The sequence below is a fragment of the Sphaerisporangium krabiense genome, assembly GCF_014200435.1.
Taxonomy (GTDB): Bacteria; Actinomycetota; Actinomycetes; order Streptosporangiales; family Streptosporangiaceae; genus Sphaerisporangium; species Sphaerisporangium krabiense.
Window position 1 is genome coordinate 1065229 of the sequence record NZ_JACHBR010000002.1, and the last position, 17441, is coordinate 1082669.

17 protein-coding genes and 1 tRNA gene are annotated in these 17441 nt (G+C 72.1%); 14 read left to right on the forward strand and 4 right to left on the reverse strand.

What is annotated here, in order from left to right:
* Positions 1-11: 11 nt before the first annotated feature.
* Entirely contained in the window at positions 12-425 is a 414-nt protein-coding gene (locus tag BJ981_RS32665) for an SsgA family sporulation/cell division regulator (RefSeq protein WP_114032276.1), read from the reverse strand.
* A gap of 449 nt (positions 426-874) precedes the next feature.
* Here BJ981_RS32665 and BJ981_RS32670 point away from each other — a divergent pair.
* The 7 genes from BJ981_RS32670 to BJ981_RS32700 all read left to right on the forward strand — a co-directional run bounded on the left by BJ981_RS32670 (position 875) and on the right by BJ981_RS32700 (position 6008).
* Positions 875-946 (forward strand) — tRNA-Val (locus BJ981_RS32670).
* Positions 947-1129: 183 nt separating this feature from the next.
* Complete coding sequence (locus BJ981_RS32675) at positions 1130-2035, forward strand: helix-turn-helix domain-containing protein (RefSeq protein WP_184617217.1); 906 nt, start codon at positions 1130-1132, stop codon at positions 2033-2035.
* 150 nt (positions 2036-2185) lie between these two features.
* On the forward strand, positions 2186-2659 hold the full coding sequence (locus BJ981_RS32680; protein WP_184617218.1) for an SPW repeat protein: 474 nt from the start codon (positions 2186-2188) through the stop codon (positions 2657-2659).
* Positions 2660-2743: 84 nt separating this feature from the next.
* Positions 2744-3760, forward strand: coding sequence for a DNA topoisomerase IB (locus BJ981_RS32685; protein ID WP_221315422.1), 1017 nt, complete (start codon positions 2744-2746; stop codon positions 3758-3760).
* Between the two features lie 36 nt (positions 3761-3796).
* Positions 3797-4225 (forward strand): phage holin family protein, encoded by a 429-nt coding sequence (locus BJ981_RS32690; protein WP_184617219.1) that lies wholly within the window; start codon positions 3797-3799, stop codon positions 4223-4225.
* The gene (locus BJ981_RS32695) at positions 4222-4863 is read left to right on the forward strand and encodes a DUF3618 domain-containing protein (protein ID WP_204070591.1); all 642 of its coding nucleotides are present in this window, start codon (positions 4222-4224) and stop codon (positions 4861-4863) included. Before BJ981_RS32690 ends, BJ981_RS32695 begins: the two co-directional genes overlap by 4 nt.
* 176 nt (positions 4864-5039) lie before the next feature.
* Entirely contained in the window at positions 5040-6008 is a 969-nt protein-coding gene (locus tag BJ981_RS32700; RefSeq protein WP_184617220.1) for an alpha/beta hydrolase, read from the forward strand.
* Between the two features lie 6 nt (positions 6009-6014).
* Here BJ981_RS32700 and BJ981_RS32705 read toward each other — a convergent pair whose 3' ends face one another.
* On the reverse strand, positions 6015-6878 hold the full coding sequence (locus BJ981_RS32705; RefSeq protein WP_184617221.1) for an NAD(+)/NADH kinase: 864 nt from the start codon (positions 6876-6878) through the stop codon (positions 6015-6017).
* Between the two features lie 460 nt (positions 6879-7338).
* Between BJ981_RS32705 and BJ981_RS32710 the strand changes: the two genes are divergently transcribed.
* The 3 genes from BJ981_RS32710 to BJ981_RS32720 all read left to right on the forward strand — a co-directional run bounded on the left by BJ981_RS32710 (position 7339) and on the right by BJ981_RS32720 (position 10333).
* Positions 7339-7671 carry a histone-like nucleoid-structuring protein Lsr2 gene (locus BJ981_RS32710; protein WP_184617222.1) on the forward strand — a complete coding sequence of 111 codons (333 nt, stop codon included), beginning with the start codon at positions 7339-7341 and terminating at the stop codon, positions 7669-7671.
* A 1040-nt stretch (positions 7672-8711) separates the two neighbouring features.
* Entirely contained in the window at positions 8712-9161 is a 450-nt protein-coding gene (locus BJ981_RS38815; RefSeq protein ID WP_184617223.1) for a hypothetical protein, read from the forward strand.
* Positions 9158-10333, forward strand: a complete 1176-nt coding sequence (locus tag BJ981_RS32720; RefSeq protein ID WP_184617224.1) for a zinc-dependent alcohol dehydrogenase — start codon at positions 9158-9160, stop codon at positions 10331-10333. The genes BJ981_RS38815 and BJ981_RS32720 overlap by 4 nt, the downstream gene beginning before the upstream one ends.
* A gap of 233 nt (positions 10334-10566) precedes the next feature.
* Here the strand turns inward: BJ981_RS32720 and BJ981_RS32725 are convergent, their stop codons facing one another.
* Positions 10567-10929, reverse strand: coding sequence for a hypothetical protein (locus BJ981_RS32725; protein ID WP_221315423.1), 363 nt, complete (start codon positions 10927-10929; stop codon positions 10567-10569).
* A 111-nt stretch (positions 10930-11040) separates the two neighbouring features.
* On the opposite strand from BJ981_RS32725, the gene BJ981_RS32730 reads away from it, so the two are divergent.
* The 4 genes from BJ981_RS32730 to BJ981_RS32745 all read left to right on the forward strand — a co-directional run bounded on the left by BJ981_RS32730 (position 11041) and on the right by BJ981_RS32745 (position 15864).
* Entirely contained in the window at positions 11041-12453 is a 1413-nt protein-coding gene (locus BJ981_RS32730; RefSeq protein ID WP_184617226.1) for an outer membrane protein assembly factor BamB family protein, read from the forward strand.
* Between the two features lie 105 nt (positions 12454-12558).
* Positions 12559-13227: a CBS domain-containing protein gene (locus BJ981_RS32735; RefSeq protein WP_184617227.1), complete on the forward strand. Its 669-nt coding sequence runs from the start codon at positions 12559-12561 to the stop codon at positions 13225-13227.
* Positions 13228-13262: 35 nt separating this feature from the next.
* Positions 13263-14132, forward strand: coding sequence for a universal stress protein (locus BJ981_RS32740; protein WP_184617228.1), 870 nt, complete (start codon positions 13263-13265; stop codon positions 14130-14132).
* A 94-nt stretch (positions 14133-14226) separates the two neighbouring features.
* Positions 14227-15864, forward strand: coding sequence for a GAF domain-containing protein (locus BJ981_RS32745; protein WP_184617229.1), 1638 nt, complete (start codon positions 14227-14229; stop codon positions 15862-15864).
* A gap of 791 nt (positions 15865-16655) precedes the next feature.
* Here the strand turns inward: BJ981_RS32745 and BJ981_RS32750 are convergent.
* A complete protein-coding gene (locus BJ981_RS32750) occupies positions 16656-17306 on the reverse strand; it encodes a response regulator transcription factor (protein WP_184617230.1) in 651 nt (216 codons plus the stop codon).
* Positions 17307-17441: the final 135 nt, after the last annotated feature.

Below are 17441 nucleotides of genomic sequence, written 5' to 3' on the forward strand. Positions count from 1 at the left end.
GACAGGGAGGTTCAGGAGCTCCAGAGCATGTTGGACAGCTCTTCGTCCAGGTCCATGAAGTCGGTTTCGCGGCCGGCGGACACCAGTTCGTAGGTGCGGTGGAGGAACTCGGTCAGCGGGTGCAGCGGCACCTCGAACAGGGCCTGACCGAAGGGGGAGGTGAGGCTGATGTTGAGCGTGCGCTCGCCGTCGGCCCGCGCGGGCCACACCTGGACGTCCCCGTCGCCGACGCGGCGCACGATGCCGACGGTCAGCAGCTCACGGGCGAAGATCCACTCGACCGGCTCGTCGTTCCCCACGTGGAAGGCCATCCTGATGGCGTACGGGTCATCGGCCGTGTAGCTCAGGCCGGCGAGCAGGGGGACGGTCGTACGGTCGGGGACCACGAGTCGAAGGCCCAGCTCGGCAGAGACGGTGGCGTTCATCGTCAGCCAAACCTTTCGTAGGTGGATCCCCTGCGCGGGGCTTGGGTCGCGGTGCTCTGAAGGACTTCGTCCGGCGCCATGTCTGCGGAACGAAGGCACTGCAGGAGAGATTCCGCTCCTGAGGGCTTCTGTAACGCATATCACAGCGCGACATTTATGCCTCTACCTGGTCAAACATCGCTTAGAGGTGCCTGTTTGCAAGGGTTTTGCGCGTCGTACCGGCCGTCCTACAGGGCATCTACGGGTGTCTCCGGGTAAAGATCATAAGTGGTGCGATTCGGATGAGTATGGGGCATGACGATGCTATGACAACAGGGCGCCACGCCGTCGGAGTCCCGCCAACCTTTCCATGATCGTTTCCGCTCGCCGGTTCGCCAGCGCCCCGCGGAGTGAGGTATGGTTTTCCGCGTCGGGCCCGCCTCACGGAGACGGGAACCCCGGCGCACGAAGGGCGATTAGCTCAGCGGGAGAGCGCTTCGTTCACACCGAAGAGGTCACTGGTTCGATCCCAGTATCGCCCACCGCATCTCCGTGCACGAAAGGCCGGTTCGCCGCAGCGAACCGGCCTTTTCCGATCTCCGGCCCCGGCGCGGGCGTCGTTCGCGGCGAGCCCGGGCACGGCGCCGCGATATCCGCACTGGGCGCGCTCCCAGCGTGGGAGGCTGGTGACGCACGGTGTACGCGCGCAGTGACGGAGATAAAGCATGAACCGTTTTCCGGCGGAGGGCGACCTGGACGAGGATCAGGTCATCGACCATCGGCGGGCCGGTCCCACGGTGCTGCGCATGCTGGTGGGAGCGGAGTTGCGCCGGCTGCGCGAGGCCGCGGGCGTCACCCGGGCCAGGGCGGGGTACGAGATCCGGGCCTCCGACACCAAGATCAGCAGGCTGGAGCTCGGCCGCACCGGCTTCAAGCCCCGCGACGTGCAGGACCTCCTCACCCTGTACGGGGTGACCGACGACGCCGAGCGTGAGCCTCTGCTGGTCATGGCGCGGCAGGCCAGCATGCCGGGGTGGTGGCACGCCTACGCCGACGTCACCCCCGCCTCGCTGGAGTCCTACATCGGACTGGAGCAGGGCGCGGCGGTGATCCGCACCTGGGATCCGCTGTACGTCCCCGAGTTGTTGCAGACCGAGGACTACGCGCGGGCGCTGGTCCAGGCGCTGAACCGCGGCGCCGCCGAGGCGGAGAACGAGCGCCGCGTCGCGCTCAGGATGCGGCGGGCGCGCATCCTCACCGACCCGGGCACCGTCACGCTGTGGGCGGTCCTGGACGAGTCCGCGCTGCGGCGCCGGGTCGGCGGCACGGCGACGATGCGCGGCCAGCTACGCCACCTGATCGAGGCGGCGGCGCTGCCGAATGTCACGATCCACGTCCTGCCGTTCAGCCACGGCGCCCACGGCGCGATGGGCGGACCGATCGCGATCATGCGGCCGCCGGCGACCGAACTGAGCGACGTGGTGTGCCTGCCGCAGCTCGTCGGGACGATCTACCCGGACCGGCAGGCCGACGTCGACCGGTACTACGCGGTCATGAACGCCCTGGTCGTCGACGCCGAATCCGCCGCCGGCACGGTGCGGCTGCTGGAGGACATGCTGAAGGAGTACTGAGCCCGCACGGGCCCGGCGGCGCGTCGGCTCAAACCAGATGATCGGCCATCATCAGCCGAAATATTTGCCGATGCCCCAGTGACCTGCGTTTTCGCCCGGGTATGGCCAAATTGATCCGTTCCGCGAAGGAAGTCGGAAGGCGGTGAGGTCATGACTAGACCGACCGGCCTGGAGGCGCATCCCGATATCGTCGCGATGCGAGCCAAGTACGAAAGGGCGGGTTCGAGCGTGGTCGCGCAGGTGATCGAGGGGCTCATCCTGCTCGCCGGGCTCTATCTCGCGATATCTCCGTGGGTTGTGGGCTTCATCACGGGCCAGCCCAGGCTCTCGGTGAACAACTTGATCACCGGGCTCGTGGTGGCCGCCCTCGCCCTGGGGTTCGCGTCCGCGTACGGTCGCACCTACGGGCTCACCTGGATGCTGCCGATCCTGGGCATCTGGACGATCATCACCCCGTGGGTCATTCGATCGGTTTCGACCGGCACGATTGCCAACAACGTCGCCACCGGCGCCGTCATCCTGCTGCTGGGACTCGGCGCCATGGCGGTGGGGACCCGGTCGCCGATGCACGGGGAGAGGATGCACGGCGACAGGCTGCACGGCAACCGGTCCGGCAGGGTGTGAGCGAGCGCCCCTCGGGTGTGGCGGCACGCCCGCCACACCCGTGCCACCGCGGCGATCGTCCTGTTTGTCGCCTCACGTAGGGGTATGGGGTTCGTCGTGACGGTGGAACTGCGGGAGAGCAGCCCGGCCGAACCGGGTATCCGCCGGCGGCGCCGGGGACGTGGTTTCAGCTACCACTGGCCCGACGGCCGGAAGGTGACGGGCCACCGGGCGCTGCGGCGCATCAGGGCCCTGGCCATCCCCCCGGCCTGGTCGGAGGTGTGGATCTGCCGGTCGGACGACGGCCACATCCAGGCGGTCGGCACCGACACCGCAGGACGGCGGCAGTACCGCTACCACCAGGTGTGGCGCGAGGAGCAGGACCGCGCCAAGCACGAGCGCGTGTGCCAGATGGCGGTCCGGCTCCCGGCCTTCCGGGAGCGCGTCGCCAAGGACCTGTCCGGAGAGGGGCTCACCCGCGACCGGGTCCTGGCCGCGGCCGCGCGGATGCTGGACATCGGGTTCTTCCGGGTGGGAGGCGAGGAGTACGACTCCTTCGGCCTGGCGACGCTCCGCATGGAGCACGTCACCTGTAAGAAGGGCCAGGTGACCTGCACCTATCCGGCCAAGGGCGGCAAGATGCGGGAGGTGGAGATCATCGACAGGGACGTGTGCCGCGTGGTCACCGAGCTCCACCGGACCGGCGAGGAGGGTGACCTGCTGCGCCACACGGACGGCTCCGGCTGGACCGACGTGCACAGCGAGGACATCAACGCCTACCTGCGCGAGACGCTGGAGTGCGAGGTGTCGGCCAAGGACTTCCGCACCTGGCACGCCACCGTGCTCGCCGCCGTGGGCCTCGCGGTCTCCGCCCGCGCCCGCCACAGGACCGGCAGGAAACGCGCGGTCAACCGGGTCGTCAAGGAGGTCGCGGACTACCTGGGCAACACGCCCGCGGTGGCCCGTGCCTCCTACATCGACCCGCGGGTGATCACCGCCTACGAGAAGGGCCGCACGATCGAGAAGGCGTTGACACGGCTCGGCGCCGAGGCCGGGTTCGGCAGCCTGGCCACCCACGGCGGCGTGGAACGGGCGGTCGTCGCGCTGCTGCGCCGCACCTAGCCCCGCCACCCCGCCGAGGAGAGAAAGGGAAACGCCATGACCGACCTGATGAGGGAAACGCGGGCCGAGACCAACCCGTACGCCTCCCTCTCGACCGCCGAGCTGATCAAACATCTGTCGGAGGACGTGTCCCGGCTGGTGCGCGACGAGATCAGGCTGGCCACCATGGAGCTGAGCCGCAAGGGCAAGCGCGCCGGGCTCGGCGCGGGCCTGTTCGGCGGCGCCGGGGTGATGGCGCTGTACGGCGGCGGCGCGCTGGTCGCCACGGTGATCCTGGCGCTCGCCCTCGTGCTCCCCGCCTGGCTCGCCGCCCTGATCGTGGGCGTCGCGCTGCTGATCGTGGCCGCCCTGATGGCGCTGGTGGGCAAGGAGCAGGTGAGCAGGGCCACCCCGCCGCTTCCCGAGGAGGCCATCCGGAGCATGAAGGCCGACGTCGACGTCCTGAAGGAGAGTGCGCATCGATGACCGAGACAGATCCCATCGGCCGCCCGTACCGGCCGACCGCCGGCGAGGTCGGCCTGCACAGGCAGGAGCCGGGCACGGCGACCAGCCCCGACTCGCTGGGCCAGTCGCTGAACATGCCGCAGGTGCACGCCGCGCCCAAGCCCTACGTCAAGCCCGTGGTCAGCCACGGCAGGGGCGATCCCCTCGCCGGGCTGTCGGAGTCCTCGCTGGAGCCGAGCCACGAGGCGCCGCCCGAGACGTACGACGAGGTGTCCGGCTACGGCCGGTCGCGCTACTACTGGAGCGAGGAGGACCGGCTGCGCGACGACATCCACCGCACCCGCGAGGAACTCGGCCTCACCGTCGAGGCGCTCGCGCAGAAGGTGGACGTCAAGGCCCGCGCCCGGCGCAAGGTGAGCCAGACCAAGGACAAGGCCGCCGAGATGGCCGGACGGCTGCGCGGCGGCCCGCACCCGCACAAGGTCACCGCGGACGGCGCGGGCACGACTCGTGCGGCCGGGTCCGTCCCGGTGGGCACCGGCGGCGCCGACCGCCGTCCCGCCGCCCTCATCGTGGCGGGGCTGGCCACCATGATCGGTGCCGGCTGGGCGGCCTGGGGGCGCAGGCGGTACCGCGGCGGCGCGCTGCGCCACCGGTGAGCCCGGCGGACGGCGGGGGCCCTCGTGCCCCCGCCGTCCGCGTGTCCGGGCCATCGTGCTCAAGAAGCGGCTGATGAGCAGGGAAACCGCGGGTCATCGGCGGCATGTCGCCGCCGGCGGCTCGCCGGGGGACGCGCATCCTGAGGGGAGCGCCGCCTTCCGCGAGGGGATGACCCATGCCGCTTCACCCGAACATCGATCCCGAGCTCGCCGAGGGCCTGGAACAGGCGTTCCTGCCGCCCGTCGACCTCGCCCGCATGGGGCACGACGAGCTTCCCGGCGTGCGCGGCCGGATGCGCGCGGCGTTCGCCGACATGCCGCCCCTCGTCGCGCCCGGGGTTCTGGTCGAGGACCTGCGCGTCCCCGGCCCGGACGGCGACCCCGACATCCGGCTGCGCGTCTACCGCCCCGAGGACGCGGACGGCCCGCTGCCCGTCCTGTACTGGATGCACGGCGGCGGCATGGTGCTCGGCATGGTCGAGATGGACGACGGCACGCTGTCGCGCTACGTCCGCGAGGCCGGCTGCGCGGCGGTGTCGGTGGAGTACCGCCTCGCCCCGGAGAACCCGCACCCGGCGCCGGTCGAGGACTGCTACGCGGGCCTGGTCTGGACGGCCAAGAACGCCGGGGAGATCGGCGTCGACCCCGCCCGCCTCGCCGTCGGCGGCTCCAGCGCCGGCGGCGGCCTCGCGGCGGGCACCGTGCTGCTCGCCCGCGACCGGGGAGGGCCGCAGGTGGTCTTCCAGATGCTGCTCTCGCCCATGCTGGACGACCGCAACGTCACCCCCTCCAGCAGGGAGTTCGACGAGGCCGTCCTGTGGAGCCGCGGGGAGAACCTGTTCGGCTGGACCGCCCTGCTCGGCGCGGACACGGGCACCACGGCCGTGTCGCCGTACGCCGCGCCCGCCCGCGCCGCCGACCTGTCGGGCCTGCCGCCCGCCTACATCGACGTCGGTGAGCTGGAGGTCTTCCGCGACGAGTGCATCGACCACGCCCAGCGGCTGCTGCAGGCCGGGGTCTCCACCGAGTTCCACCTGTTCCCGGGCGCCTTCCACGGCTTCGACGCCGTGTTGCCGGACGCCGCGGTCAGCAGGCGCGCGGTCGCGGGACGGATGGCGGCCCTGCGGCGCGCGCTGGCCGGCTGAGTCCGCTCAGTCCACCTCGGCGCTGCCGGTGACGCGCAGCTTGCGCCGTGCCCGCTCGTAGAAGGTGGTCGTGCCGAGCCGCACGACGTGCCCGGCGCCGCGCACCGCGGTGACCGTGACACGGTCGCCGGAGGACAGGCGCCCGTGCACGGCGCCGTCCACCTCCACGGCCAGCTGACCGCTGGAGGGCAGCAGCTCCAGCGCCACGTGCTCGTCGGCGGACAGGACGAGCGCCCGGTTGAACGTCGAGTGCGCCGCCGCCGGCACGACCAGGAAGCCCTCGACCCGGGGCGAGACGATCGGTCCCCCGGCCGAGAAGTTGTAGGCGGTCGAGCCGGTGGAGGTGGCCACGATCACCGCGTCGGAGGAGTAGCGCACGAACGGGTCGCCCTCCACCGAGATCGCCACCGCCGCGAGCCGGTCGCCGGGGATGCGCACCAGGGCGATGTCGTTGAACGCGGTGACCTGCCTGCCGTCCGGGAGCGACGCCCGCACCGCCATGCGCGGCTCGACGGTGAACTCGTGGTTGTCGATGGCCGACAGCGCGGGCTGCAGCTCCTCCACGTCGATCTCGGCGAGGAAGCCCAGCCGTCCGAGGTTCACCCCGAGCACCGGGGTCGAGCGTCCGGCGAGCAGGCGCATCGTGCGCAGCATGGTGCCGTCCCCGCCCAGGCTGACCACCAGGTCGGCGCGCTCGACCAGGGCGTCGGGGCCGACCGCCTCGGCGCTGCAGTCGATGCGGCCCACCTCGTCGGGCAGGCCGAGCACCGTGACCTTCCTGGTCCGCGCCCACTCGACGATGACGTCGATGGCCTCCTTGGAGTCGCGCTGCGGGTGCAGCACCAGCCCGACCGTCGTGACCATGCCCATGAGGCCACTGTACGGGCGGGCGCCGGTCGCGGGGACGGGTGTCGGCGCGCCGCTCGTGACGATGAGAGAGACCTGAGCCGCGCGGCCAATACCATTGAAGCGCCGCCCCGGTCCGGCGTTGTCCGCAAGAGGTCAGATGGGCTGCCTTATCAAGGAGCGACCACGCTTTCCGGACGCCCGTTCTTAACGCGACAACGCCCACCTCACCGGCAATCCGTGTAGTCGGCCATGGCCCGCGGCGGGCCCGCCCCTGGTCCGGGGACCATTTTTCGCGCGCCCCCGGGGCCCGGCGTCCGGGTTCGGCGCTGGTGGGCACGGCGATAATCAGGCAAGAGCCGGAAACCCGCTAAGTCGGCCACCGCGGACCGGCCAATGTGCCGTGCTGTTCTCCGAGTGGGATGCCCGGGAAACCGGGTATATTCTTGGGGTGTCAAACTAAGGCCTGTGAAAGGAGTGGGAGATGGCGACTCAGATCCAGACGCTACTCATCGACGACCTGGAAGGTGGGGAAGCAAAAGAGACCGTGTTCTTCGCCATTGACGGCACCAGCTACGAGATCGATCTGAACGACAAAAACGCCAGGAATCTCCGGGAGGCGCTTTCGCCTTTCGTGTCCAGTGCCCGCCGGGCGGAGAGTGCCCCGTCCCGGGGACGCAAGCGCGGCGCGCCGCAGCGTCCGGCCCGTGACAAAAGCTCAGAGATCCGCGCTTGGGCCAAGGCGCACGGTCTGAACGTCAGCGAGCGGGGCCGGATCGCCTCGCACATCGTGGCCCAGTACGAAGCGGCGCAGTGATTGATTAACCCGTCACGTCGCGATTAGCCATGTGGCGAGCGTGTCGTCCTCCACCGGGCACATGTCTCGCGGGCCGCTCAGCGCGGCCGAGCTCGCGCCGGGCGAATGGCCGCCGAGGCGACGAGGCGGCCCGAGCGCGGCTTTCCACCCCCGTGGCCTGCCCTCCTGTCGGCTCGCGGGGTCACGACGCTCCGGGAGCGGGCGCCCGGAGCGACGTTGCAGGGTCTAGTGCCGGGCTTCGAGGAATTTGTCGGGAAGTGCACTATTCCCATACCGGGCCGGTGCGTTAGCGCACCGGTCGCCGATCGCGGCGCCGTTCACCGGGCGCGCCGATCTGGGACCGTTCCCAAAACATGAGCGGGCATCGCGCACCGGCGCGTCACCCCTTTCCTCGTATAACGCCCGGCCCGTCCGGGTCACGCGTTCAGCGTCGCTTCCCGGGCCCCGGCCCCTATGCCAGGTGCGGATCCACGAAATCATGTGTGACGTTCGGCACTTGACGGGAGGGCGGATGTACGCCACCATCGGACGTTCCCGCGCGCCTCACTCGGCGGCGCGTCCGGTTCACGGGTGGCCCGCTTCGCGGCAAGGGGTGCCCCCTGCCGCCGGATCCGCAATCTAATGGCCATGCGAAGCGTCGATTGTCCGGTTCATTTCGCCGGGCCGGCGCAATCGCGGCGCTCCCCGAGCCCGCCCGCGTGACCGCCTCCGGCCATTCGTCCGGCCGGCTCCCTCAATCCCCGGTGTTAGAGCCCTGAACCTTAAGGCATGCCCGGCGGGGCCTGTTTTGGGCCGTTCCGGCTCTCCTTGGCCGCGAATCCCGGGCGACCCTTTCGTGCCGTTGGGACAGCAAGGTATGGCGGTATGTCCTGGCTTTCTAGCTCCTATAAGGGATAGGAGACGGCCGTCCGGAAGTCAAGCGGTTCACAACTCCTTCCCAAGTGCCCTTGCCCACAGGTAGCGATGTACGCGGATGGGTAGCGATCGAAGCAGTTGTCCATACCGGGGGAGAGGGCATGAAACGTGCTGTTTTGGGGGCGATGACGGTCGGAACCGTCGGCATCGGCGTGACGCGATGGATGGGCCGGCGTCGCACGAAGGCCAGGGCCGCGCGCGAGGCGGGCCGGTGGATGGTGGTCACCGTCAACCTCCACCCGGAAGAAGTCGTCCCCGGCGGCCGGCTCCCCGAGCCCCTCGCCGCGCTCGGGGACACGATCGAGGTGCAGGTGCGCGAGGCGCCGGGCGACCGGGGCACCGAGCTCGCCGCCCGCCCGCTCACCCGCACGCCGTCGGGCACCGAGGAGGTCCTCGCGCGGCTCGCCGGCACCGACCCACGCCAGGCGGTGCGGCGAGCCCTGCGGGAGTCCAAGTGCCTGCTGGAGACGGGCGAGATCCTGCGCCCCGACATGGAACCCTCACCGCCCACCACGCCCGGGGGGCGGCTCGTGGACGTCGCCTCGCGGCGCGGGGCAGGGGAGGGGCGGCTGTGAAGGCGCTGTGCTGGCAGGGCGTGAACGAGCTGTCGGTGGAACGCGTCCCCGACCCCCAGATCCTCAACGCCCAGGACGCCATCGTCAAGGTCACGATGACCGGTACCTGCGGCTCCGACCTGCACCTGCTCGGCGGCTACATCCCCGCCATGCGCGCCGGCGACGTCATCGGCCACGAGTTCATCGGCGAGGTGGTCGATGTCGGTTCTGAGGTCCGCCGCCACCGGGTGGGCGACCGCGTGGTCGTGTGCTCGATCATCGGCTGCGGCCGGTGCCGGCACTGCGAGGACAACGAGTGGTCGCTGTGCGAGAACAGCAACGTCAAGCCCGGCGTCACCGACCTCGTCTGGGGCGGCGCGACGGCGGGCATCTTCGGCTTCTCGCACGCCCTCGGCGGCTTCCGGGGCAGCCACGCCGAGTACGTCCGCGTCCCCTTCGCCGACCAGGGTGCCTTCGCCGTGCCGGACGGCGTCGACGACGTCAGCGCCCTGTTCGCCTCCGACGCCGCGCCCACCGGCTGGATGGGCGCCGACCTCGGCGGCGTGCGGCCCGGAGACGTGGTCGCGGTGTGGGGCTGCGGCGGGGTCGGTCAGATGGCGGCCGGCGCCGCCATGCTTCTCGGCGCCGAGCGCGTCATCGCCATCGACAAGTACCCCGAGCGGCTCGCCATGACCGAGCGCCACGTCGGCGCCGAGACCATCGACTACTCCCGCACCGACGTCATCGCCGAACTCAAGGAGCGCACGGGCGGGCGCGGCCCCGACGTGTGCATCGAGGCCGTCGGCCTGGAGGCCGACAGCAGCAGGCCGAGGCGGCTGTACGGCGAGGTCAAGCAGCGGCTGGGCCTGGAACTGGACCGCCCCTTCGCGGTCAGGGAGGCCATCTACGCCTGCCGGACCGGCGGGTCGGTGTTCATCCTCGGCGTCTTCGCCGGGCTGTCGGACCGCTTCCCGCTCGGCGCGATGATGAACAAGGGGCTCACCGTCCGGGGCGCGCAGCAGCACGGGCACCGCTATATCCCCCGGCTGCTCGACCTGATCGACAGAGGGGAACTGCGCACCGCCCACCTCGCCACGCACACCATGTCGCTGGATCAGGCGCCCAAGGGCTACGACATGTTCAAGAACAAGAAGGACGGCTGCGTGCGGGCCGTCTTCCGGCCCTGGGCGTAGGCGGGGGCGCGGGCTCGCCTGACGTGCGGCGACGGCTGATCTCAGGAGTGGCGCGGATGTGAGGGACGCCGGGGACATGCTCGGATTTCGCCGGACATGGGCGATATGGCGTCAATATCATGCACCGTGTGAATCACGGGGAATCGCATGGTCCGTACAATCCACCGCCCCCCGAGCCCGGCGCCCCGCGTCCGGGGGGCCCGCGTCCGGGGGCTCCGCACTGGGCGGGCGGATCACCTGAGGCGCCGCAGGGACAGGGCCCCTACCACCCGCACGCTCAGGGTCCCTACGACCCGCACGCTCAGGATCCCTACGACCCGCACGGCCAGGGAGGCCCGTACGCCGACCCGTACGGGCGGCCCGCTCCGCCCGTGCCGCAGGGTCCCTACGGGCAACAGGGGCCGTACGCGCCGCCGGGCGGCCCGCAGCCGCCGCAGGGACAGCCGCCGTACGGCCCGCAGGGGCAGGGCGCGCCCTACGGAGCACCAGGACGATACGGGGCGGGGCATCAGGGGGCCGGACAGTACGGCGGCGGGCAACACGGGGCGGGGCACGGGCAGCCCGGGCAGTACGCGGGCGGGCAGTACGGGACGCACAACCCGTACCCGCAGCCAGGACCGCAGGGGCCCTACGCTCCCCACCCGAACGCCCCGCAGGGCCCTTACGGCACGCCGCCCCCGCCACGGCAGGGAGGCGGGCGGGCCGCGATGATCGTCGCGGGCGCCGCCGTCCTCGTCATCGCGATCGTCGCGACGGCGCTCGTCGTCCTGCGTCCCTGGCAGAGCCGGGACCCGAGCCGTCCCAGCGGGGGCGCCACCGCGGCGGGCCGCGAGGACGAGAAGGAGCGCGAGCCCGGCGCCGAACTCGGCGGCGCGCTCGGCTGGAAGGTGCCCGCGGCCTCCGGCAGGGAGCGCGCGGGCACCTCCGGCGTCCTCGGGTCATGGGCGACGCCCACGTCCTTCGTCCGCGCCGACGACTCGGCGATCGCCTCCTTCGAGGCCGGGAGCGGCAAGCCCCAATGGCAGCTCAAGCCACCGGCGGGCGGCAAGTTCTGCGGCGTGAGCCAGGAGTCGGCCGGCGGCGCCGTCGCGCTCGCCTACGGCCTGGAGCGCGAGTCCCCCTACGTCAAGGGCGTGACCAGCGTCGAGTGCGCCGACGTCGTCCTGGTCGACCTGGCCACCGGGCGCAGCGTCTGGCGGGCCGAGCTCACCGGCACCTACACCGTCACGGCCGCGAAGCGCATCGGCGCGACGCTGCCGCGCACCATGTCGCTCGCGGTCACCGGCGAGGCCGTGGTCGTCGCCTACGAGTGGAGCGCGGTCGGCCTCTCGCTGCGCGACGGCGCCGTGCGCTGGGAGCAGAAGCGGCTGCCGGTGAAGGGCGACGGCGTGTCGTCCTGCTTCTTCAGGGACGCGCTCGCGGGCAGGGACGGGGCCGTCCTGCTCGCCACCTGCGACAGGGACAACCCGATCGCCGTGCTGGCGGTCGACCCCGCCACGGGCGAGCGGCGCTGGCGCCGCGACCTCACCGCCGCCGAGCTCGGCGACGACTCCCCGAGCGGCAAATGGCTGCTGGCGGCCGACCCCATCGTCGTGGCGGTCCCCGAGATCCAGGACTCCGGCCGTTACCTCGTGCTGGACGACACCGGCCACCTGAGGTCCACCATCGCGCAGGGCGGAGCGTACGGGAACCTGGACATGCGGCCCGTCGGGCTGAGCGGGGGCGGCCGTCCCCGCTACCGCGTGCTGGTGACGCGCGACACCCTGGTGACCGCCACCTCCGCCACCCGCGTCACCGGCCTGCGCGACACCAACAGCCTGGTCGCGTTCGACCTGGCGACCGGGCGTCCCCGCTGGACCAAGGGGCTCGGCGAGAAGGACACCGCGGTGCCCGCCGTGATCGACGGGGACACCGTGATCGCGATGCGCACGGGCACCTACGAGGACCCGCCGCAGGCGTTCCGTCTCGCGCTCGCCGACGGCCGGGGCGGCCCCATGGGCCCCGCCTACGACCGCGAGCTGATCTACACCCCGGCCAACTGCCTCTACCGGTTCTCCGGCGGGCGGCTGTTCCTGGTGAGCAACATCGACACCAAGGTCGGCGCGGTGGTGCTCCGCTGACCGGCGCCTGAGCCGAAGGTCCCCCTGGCCTGGGACCTTCGGCGCTGACGGCCGCCCGCGCGCGGCGGGATGCTCGAAGGGAGACCGCGAACCGAAGAGGCGGCGATGATCATGCGCGTGGGGGAGGTCATGGGCAGGGTGGCCATCGCCGTGCAGCCGAACACGTCGTTCGCCGACGTCGTCGAGACGATGCGCCGCTTCAAGGTGGGGGCGGTGGCGGTGATCGACGCCGACCGGCGGCCGGTGGGCATCGTGTCGGCCCACGACCTCCTGCTGCGGCAGATCGACGCGCCGGCCGGCCACTGGATCTTCGAGGGACGCGCGCGCAGGACCGAGCGGGCCAAGGCGACCGGGAGGACCGCCGCCCAGGTCATGACCACCCCCGCGATCACCGTGACCGAGGGGACGACGGTCAGGGAGGCCGCCCGGGTCATGCACGACCACCACGTCAGGCAGCTGCCGGTCATCGACCGCGACAGCGGCAAGATCATCGGCACCGTGCACCAGTCCGACCTGCTCAAGGTCTTCGAACGCCCGCCCGCCGAGGTGCGCGCCGAGGTGGAGGACGCGCTCGCGCGCGCCGCCGTGGACCCGGCCTCGGTGACGGTCGGCGTCGAGCACGGGCTCGTGTCCTTGCGCGGCACGGTGCCGCTGCGCTCGCAGATCCCCCGGATCGTGGAGGGCGTGCGCGCGATCGACGGTGTCATCCAGGTGGACGACCGGCTGTCCTACGAGAGCGACGACCTGGTCACGGTGCCGCCGCTGTTCCTGTGACCCGCCGGGTCCGCGTGGGCTCTGGGGGAGGGGCCATGACGGGAAGGATCGTCGTCGGCATCGACGGCTCGCCGTCCGCGGTGGCGGCGGTGGAATGGGCGGCCGACGAGGCGGCGCGCGCCGGGGCGGCACTGAAGATCGTCCACGTGCGCGAGCCGTGGTCGTACCAGTTCCCGGTCCGCGCGGGCACGCCCGCCCCCGACTCGCTGACCGTGTACTGGAGGCGCGTCCTGTCCACCGCCGCCCAGTGGGTGCACGCCAACCGGCCAACGGTCCCGGTGACCTGCGCGCTCGTCGTCGGCGCCGCGGCCGAGCGGCTCACCACCGAGTCCGAGGAGGCCGACGAGCTGATCCTCGGCAGCAAGGGGCTCGGCGGGCTGCCCGGGATGGTCCTGGGCTCGGTGGGACGGTCGGTCGCCGGGCGCGCCGCGGGACCGGTGATCATCGTGCGCCGCGCGGGCCACGCGCGGCACGGCGCCGTCGTCGTCGGCTTCGACGGATCGGCCTCCTCGCAGGCCGCCCTGGCCTTCGCCCTCACGCAGGCGCGGGCGCGAGGGGCGCGGGCGCGGGTCGTCTACGCCTGGCACACCCCGCCCTTCACGCCGTACGGCACCGTCTACGCGGGCGCGGCGCACGAGGCGCTCGCCGAGGAGTGCGCGCGGATCCGCGGCCTGCTCGGGCCGTGGCAGGACCGCTACCCGGACGTGCGGATGACCGGGACGGCCGTGCGCGGCCATACCGTGCCCGCGCTCGCCGACGCCTCGCGCGAGGCGGACCTGGTCGTCGTCGGCTCCCCGCCGCCGGGGCCGCCCGGGACGGCGTTCGCCGGGTCGGTGGGGCAGGGGGTGCTGCGCCGGGCGCGCTGCCCGGTCGCGATCGTGCATCCGCGGGGGACGGCCGCGTGAGGTGTGGCGGGTCCTGTCCTAAGTATTGAGAAATGTCCCGCTTGATGGTGATTTATCAAGATTTGGATGGTTCGGTGGGTGGGACAACTCCGGTATGACGGACGTGCGGCCGCGTTCGTTGATACCGCGCACGCGTCTCGACGAACTGCTGTCCGAGCTCCAGGTCCGGCTCGACACGGTGCTCGCCACCCGCGACCGCGTCCACGCGCTGCTGGACGCGGTCGTCGCCGTGGGCAGGGACCTGGATCTCGAAACCGTGCTGCGCCGCGTCGTCGAGACCGCCACCACCCTGGCCGGCGCCCGCTACGGCGCGTTCGGCCTCGTCGGCGAGGGCGGCACGCTGGCCCGGTTCCTCCCCACCGGGCTGACGGAGGACGAGATCGCCGCCATCGAGCACTGGCCGCACGGCCTCGGCCTGCTCGGCCTGCTCATCAAGGAGCCCCGCCCCCTGCGGCTGCCCCGCATCACCGGCCATCCCGAGTCGTACGGCTTCCCGCCCGGCCACCCGCCCATGGGCGCCTTCCTCGGCGTGCCCGTCCGGGTCCGCGGCGAGGTCTTCGGCAACCTCTACCTCACCGAGAAACGCGGCGGCGGCCCGTTCGAGGAAGAGGACGAGGCCGTCGTCGTCGCCCTGGCCACCGCGGCCGGCGTCGCCATCGAGAACGCCCGCCTGTACGAGGAGACCCGCGCCCGCGAGGCGTGGCTGCACGCGTCCGCCGAGATCACCACCAGCCTCCTGTCCGGCTCCGCCCCCCACGACGTCCTCACCCTCCTCGCCCGCCGGGCCCGAGAGATGGCCGCCGCGGACGTCGCCGCCGTACTCCTCCCCACGGCAGACGGCAAAAGACTCCGCGTCGCGCTCGCCGACGGAGCGGCCCCGCCGGACATCGCCGCCGGGGCGGCATCGGTGGACATCGCCGCCGGGGCGGGACCGGTGGACATCGCGGACGGGGTGGCATCGGCGAAGTTGGCGGACGGGGTGGCATCGGTGGATGTCGCTAATGGGGTGGCATCGGCGGAGTTCGCGGACGGGGTGGCATCGGTGGATGTCACCGATGGGGCGGGACCGGCGGAGTTCGCGAACCGGGTGGCACCGGCAAAGTTCGCGAACCGGGTGGCACCGGCGGACTTCGCCGACGGAATGATGCCGGAGGACGTCGCCGCCGCCGAGATCGCCGTGGACGGCTCCCTGTCAGGCCGCGCCTTCAGTGGCGGCGAGCCCGTCGTCGTCACCGGCCTCGACGAGACCGAGATCCCGGCCGTCGTCTCCGGCGGCATGCGGATCGGGCCGGCCATCGCGGTTCCGCTGGGCGCCGCCGGGGCCGTGCGGGGAGTGCTTTCGCTTGGCAGGCGGTCGGGCCGGCCGCCGTTCGACCCCGGGCACGCGCGCATGCTCGGCTCCTTCGCCGGGCAGGCGGCGATCGCGCTCGAACTCGCCGAGGCCCGCGAGGACGCCGCGCGGCTCGGCCTGCTGGAGGACCGCGACCGCATCGCCAATGACCTCCGCGACGTCGTGATCCAGCGGCTGTTCGCCGTCGCGATGACCTTGATGAGCGCGATCCGCCTGGTCGACGACCCCGAGGCCGCCTCCCGCCTCCGCCGCGCCGTGACCGAGCTGGACGTCACCATCGGCCACATCCGCTCAACCATCTTCGCCCTCCACTCCCCACCAGACCCGCCCATCCCCCGCCCACCCCTCCAACTCCCCACCCCCGCTCGCCCCCGCGCGTGACACCCGCAGTCCCCCAGCCCCGCTCGCCTGCGCGCGTGGCGCCCACCGTCCGCCAGCCCCGCTCGCTTGCGCGCGTGACGCCCGCCGTCGCTCACCCCAGCCTCCAACTCTCCGTTGCTCACCCAGCCTCCAACTCTCCGCCGCTCGTCCCCGCCGCCGCTCGTCCCCGCGGCCGTATGACCCCGCGCGTGACACCCGCTGTTCCTCGTCCGAGGCTCCGATTCCCTGCGGCTGTTTGTCCCCGCGCGTGACACCCGCCGTCCACGCCCGAGCCTCCGACTCGCCACCCCGCCCCCGCGCGCGCGACGCCCGCAGACCCATGACGCCCGCAGACCCATGACGCCCGCAGACCCATGACGCCCGCAGACCCATGACGCCCGCAGACCCATGACGCCCGCAGACCCATGACGCCCGCAGACCCATGACGCCCGCAGACCCATGACGCCCGCAGACCCATGACGCCCGCAGACCCATGACGCCCGCAGACCCATGACGCCCGCAGACCCATGACGCCCGCAGACCCATGACGCCCGCAGACCCATGACGCCCGCAGACCCATGACGCCCGCAGACCCACGACACCCGCCTCTCACCACAACCACCCGTCGAGCCCTGGTCATGGTGCCCCGACCTCTCCGGCCGTGTGTGTCCGGTCCTTCTCACACGTGGCGCCGGTCCCGCCCGGTTGTGGTGTCGGGCTTACGCCGCATAGGCATCGCTCACGCGCGGTCAGGGCGTCGCTCCCGCGCGGCCGGGGTGCTCCGGCTCGCGTGCGCCTTGTGTCGGGGCGGTTCAGTCGTCTCGGCTGTGGCGTTCCGTTCTCAGACGGGCGGCTAGGGCCGCCGCCTGGGTGCGGCGGCGCATGTCCAGCTTGGCGAGCAGGTTCGAGACGTAGTTCTTGACCGTCTTCTCGGCGAGGAACAGGCGCTCGCCGATCTGCCGGTTGGTGAGGCCCTCGCCGATCAACTCCAGGATGTGCCGCTCCTGCGCGCTCAGCGCGGCGAGCGGGTCCTTGGACGCGGCCTGCTCGCGCAGCCGGCGCAGCATCGACGCGGTGCTCCGCGGGTCGAGCAGCGACTCGCCGGCCGCCACCGTGCGCACCGCGCCCACCAGGTCCGACCCGTGGATCTGCTTGAGCACGTACCCTGCCGCCCCCGCCATGATCGACTTGTAGAGGGCGTCGTCGTCGGCGAAGGAGGTCAGCATCAGGCACGCCAGCCCGGGCGTGCGCGACCGGACCTCCCGGCAGACGTCCACCCCGTTCCCGTCGGGCAGCCGCACGTCCAGCACGGCGACGTCCGGCCGGAGCGCCGGGATCCGCGCCACCGCCTGCTGGGCCGTCCCCGCCTCCCCGACGATCTCGATGTCCTCCTCCGAGGACAACAGCGCCGCCACCCCGCGACGCACGACCTCATGGTCGTCCACCAGAAACACCCGGATCATGCCCCGACGCTAACCACTCCGCTCCTCCCACCTCGCCGAACACGCTCCGGCGTGTCCCTTCGGGTTCGCCGTGCGACGGCAGGGCGGCGAGTGGCCGCCGACGGGACAGATGGGTATCCGCCCACGGGACGATGG

Excerpts from the sequence above, each read along its gene's own strand:
- BJ981_RS32665 (WP_114032276.1), bottom strand. The coding sequence starts at position 425 with ATGAACGCCACCGTCTCTGCCGAGCTGGGCCTTCGACTCGTGGTCCCC.
- BJ981_RS32675 (WP_184617217.1), top strand. The coding sequence starts at position 1,130 with ATGAACCGTTTTCCGGCGGAGGGCGACCTGGACGAGGATCAGGTCATC.
- BJ981_RS32680 (WP_184617218.1), top strand. The coding sequence starts at position 2,186 with ATGACTAGACCGACCGGCCTGGAGGCGCATCCCGATATCGTCGCGATG.
- BJ981_RS32685 (WP_221315422.1), top strand. The coding sequence starts at position 2,744 with ATGGGGTTCGTCGTGACGGTGGAACTGCGGGAGAGCAGCCCGGCCGAA.
- BJ981_RS32690 (WP_184617219.1), top strand. The coding sequence starts at position 3,797 with ATGACCGACCTGATGAGGGAAACGCGGGCCGAGACCAACCCGTACGCC.
- BJ981_RS32695 (WP_204070591.1), top strand. The coding sequence starts at position 4,222 with ATGACCGAGACAGATCCCATCGGCCGCCCGTACCGGCCGACCGCCGGC.
- BJ981_RS32700 (WP_184617220.1), top strand. The coding sequence starts at position 5,040 with ATGCCGCTTCACCCGAACATCGATCCCGAGCTCGCCGAGGGCCTGGAA.
- BJ981_RS32705 (WP_184617221.1), bottom strand. The coding sequence starts at position 6,878 with ATGGGCATGGTCACGACGGTCGGGCTGGTGCTGCACCCGCAGCGCGAC.
- BJ981_RS32710 (WP_184617222.1), top strand. The coding sequence starts at position 7,339 with ATGGCGACTCAGATCCAGACGCTACTCATCGACGACCTGGAAGGTGGG.
- BJ981_RS38815 (WP_184617223.1), top strand. The coding sequence starts at position 8,712 with ATGACGGTCGGAACCGTCGGCATCGGCGTGACGCGATGGATGGGCCGG.
- BJ981_RS32730 (WP_184617226.1), top strand. The coding sequence starts at position 11,041 with ATGATCGTCGCGGGCGCCGCCGTCCTCGTCATCGCGATCGTCGCGACG.
- BJ981_RS32735 (WP_184617227.1), top strand. The coding sequence starts at position 12,559 with ATGATCATGCGCGTGGGGGAGGTCATGGGCAGGGTGGCCATCGCCGTG.
- BJ981_RS32740 (WP_184617228.1), top strand. The coding sequence starts at position 13,263 with ATGACGGGAAGGATCGTCGTCGGCATCGACGGCTCGCCGTCCGCGGTG.
- BJ981_RS32745 (WP_184617229.1), top strand. The coding sequence starts at position 14,227 with ATGACGGACGTGCGGCCGCGTTCGTTGATACCGCGCACGCGTCTCGAC.
- BJ981_RS32750 (WP_184617230.1), bottom strand. The coding sequence starts at position 17,306 with ATGATCCGGGTGTTTCTGGTGGACGACCATGAGGTCGTGCGTCGCGGG.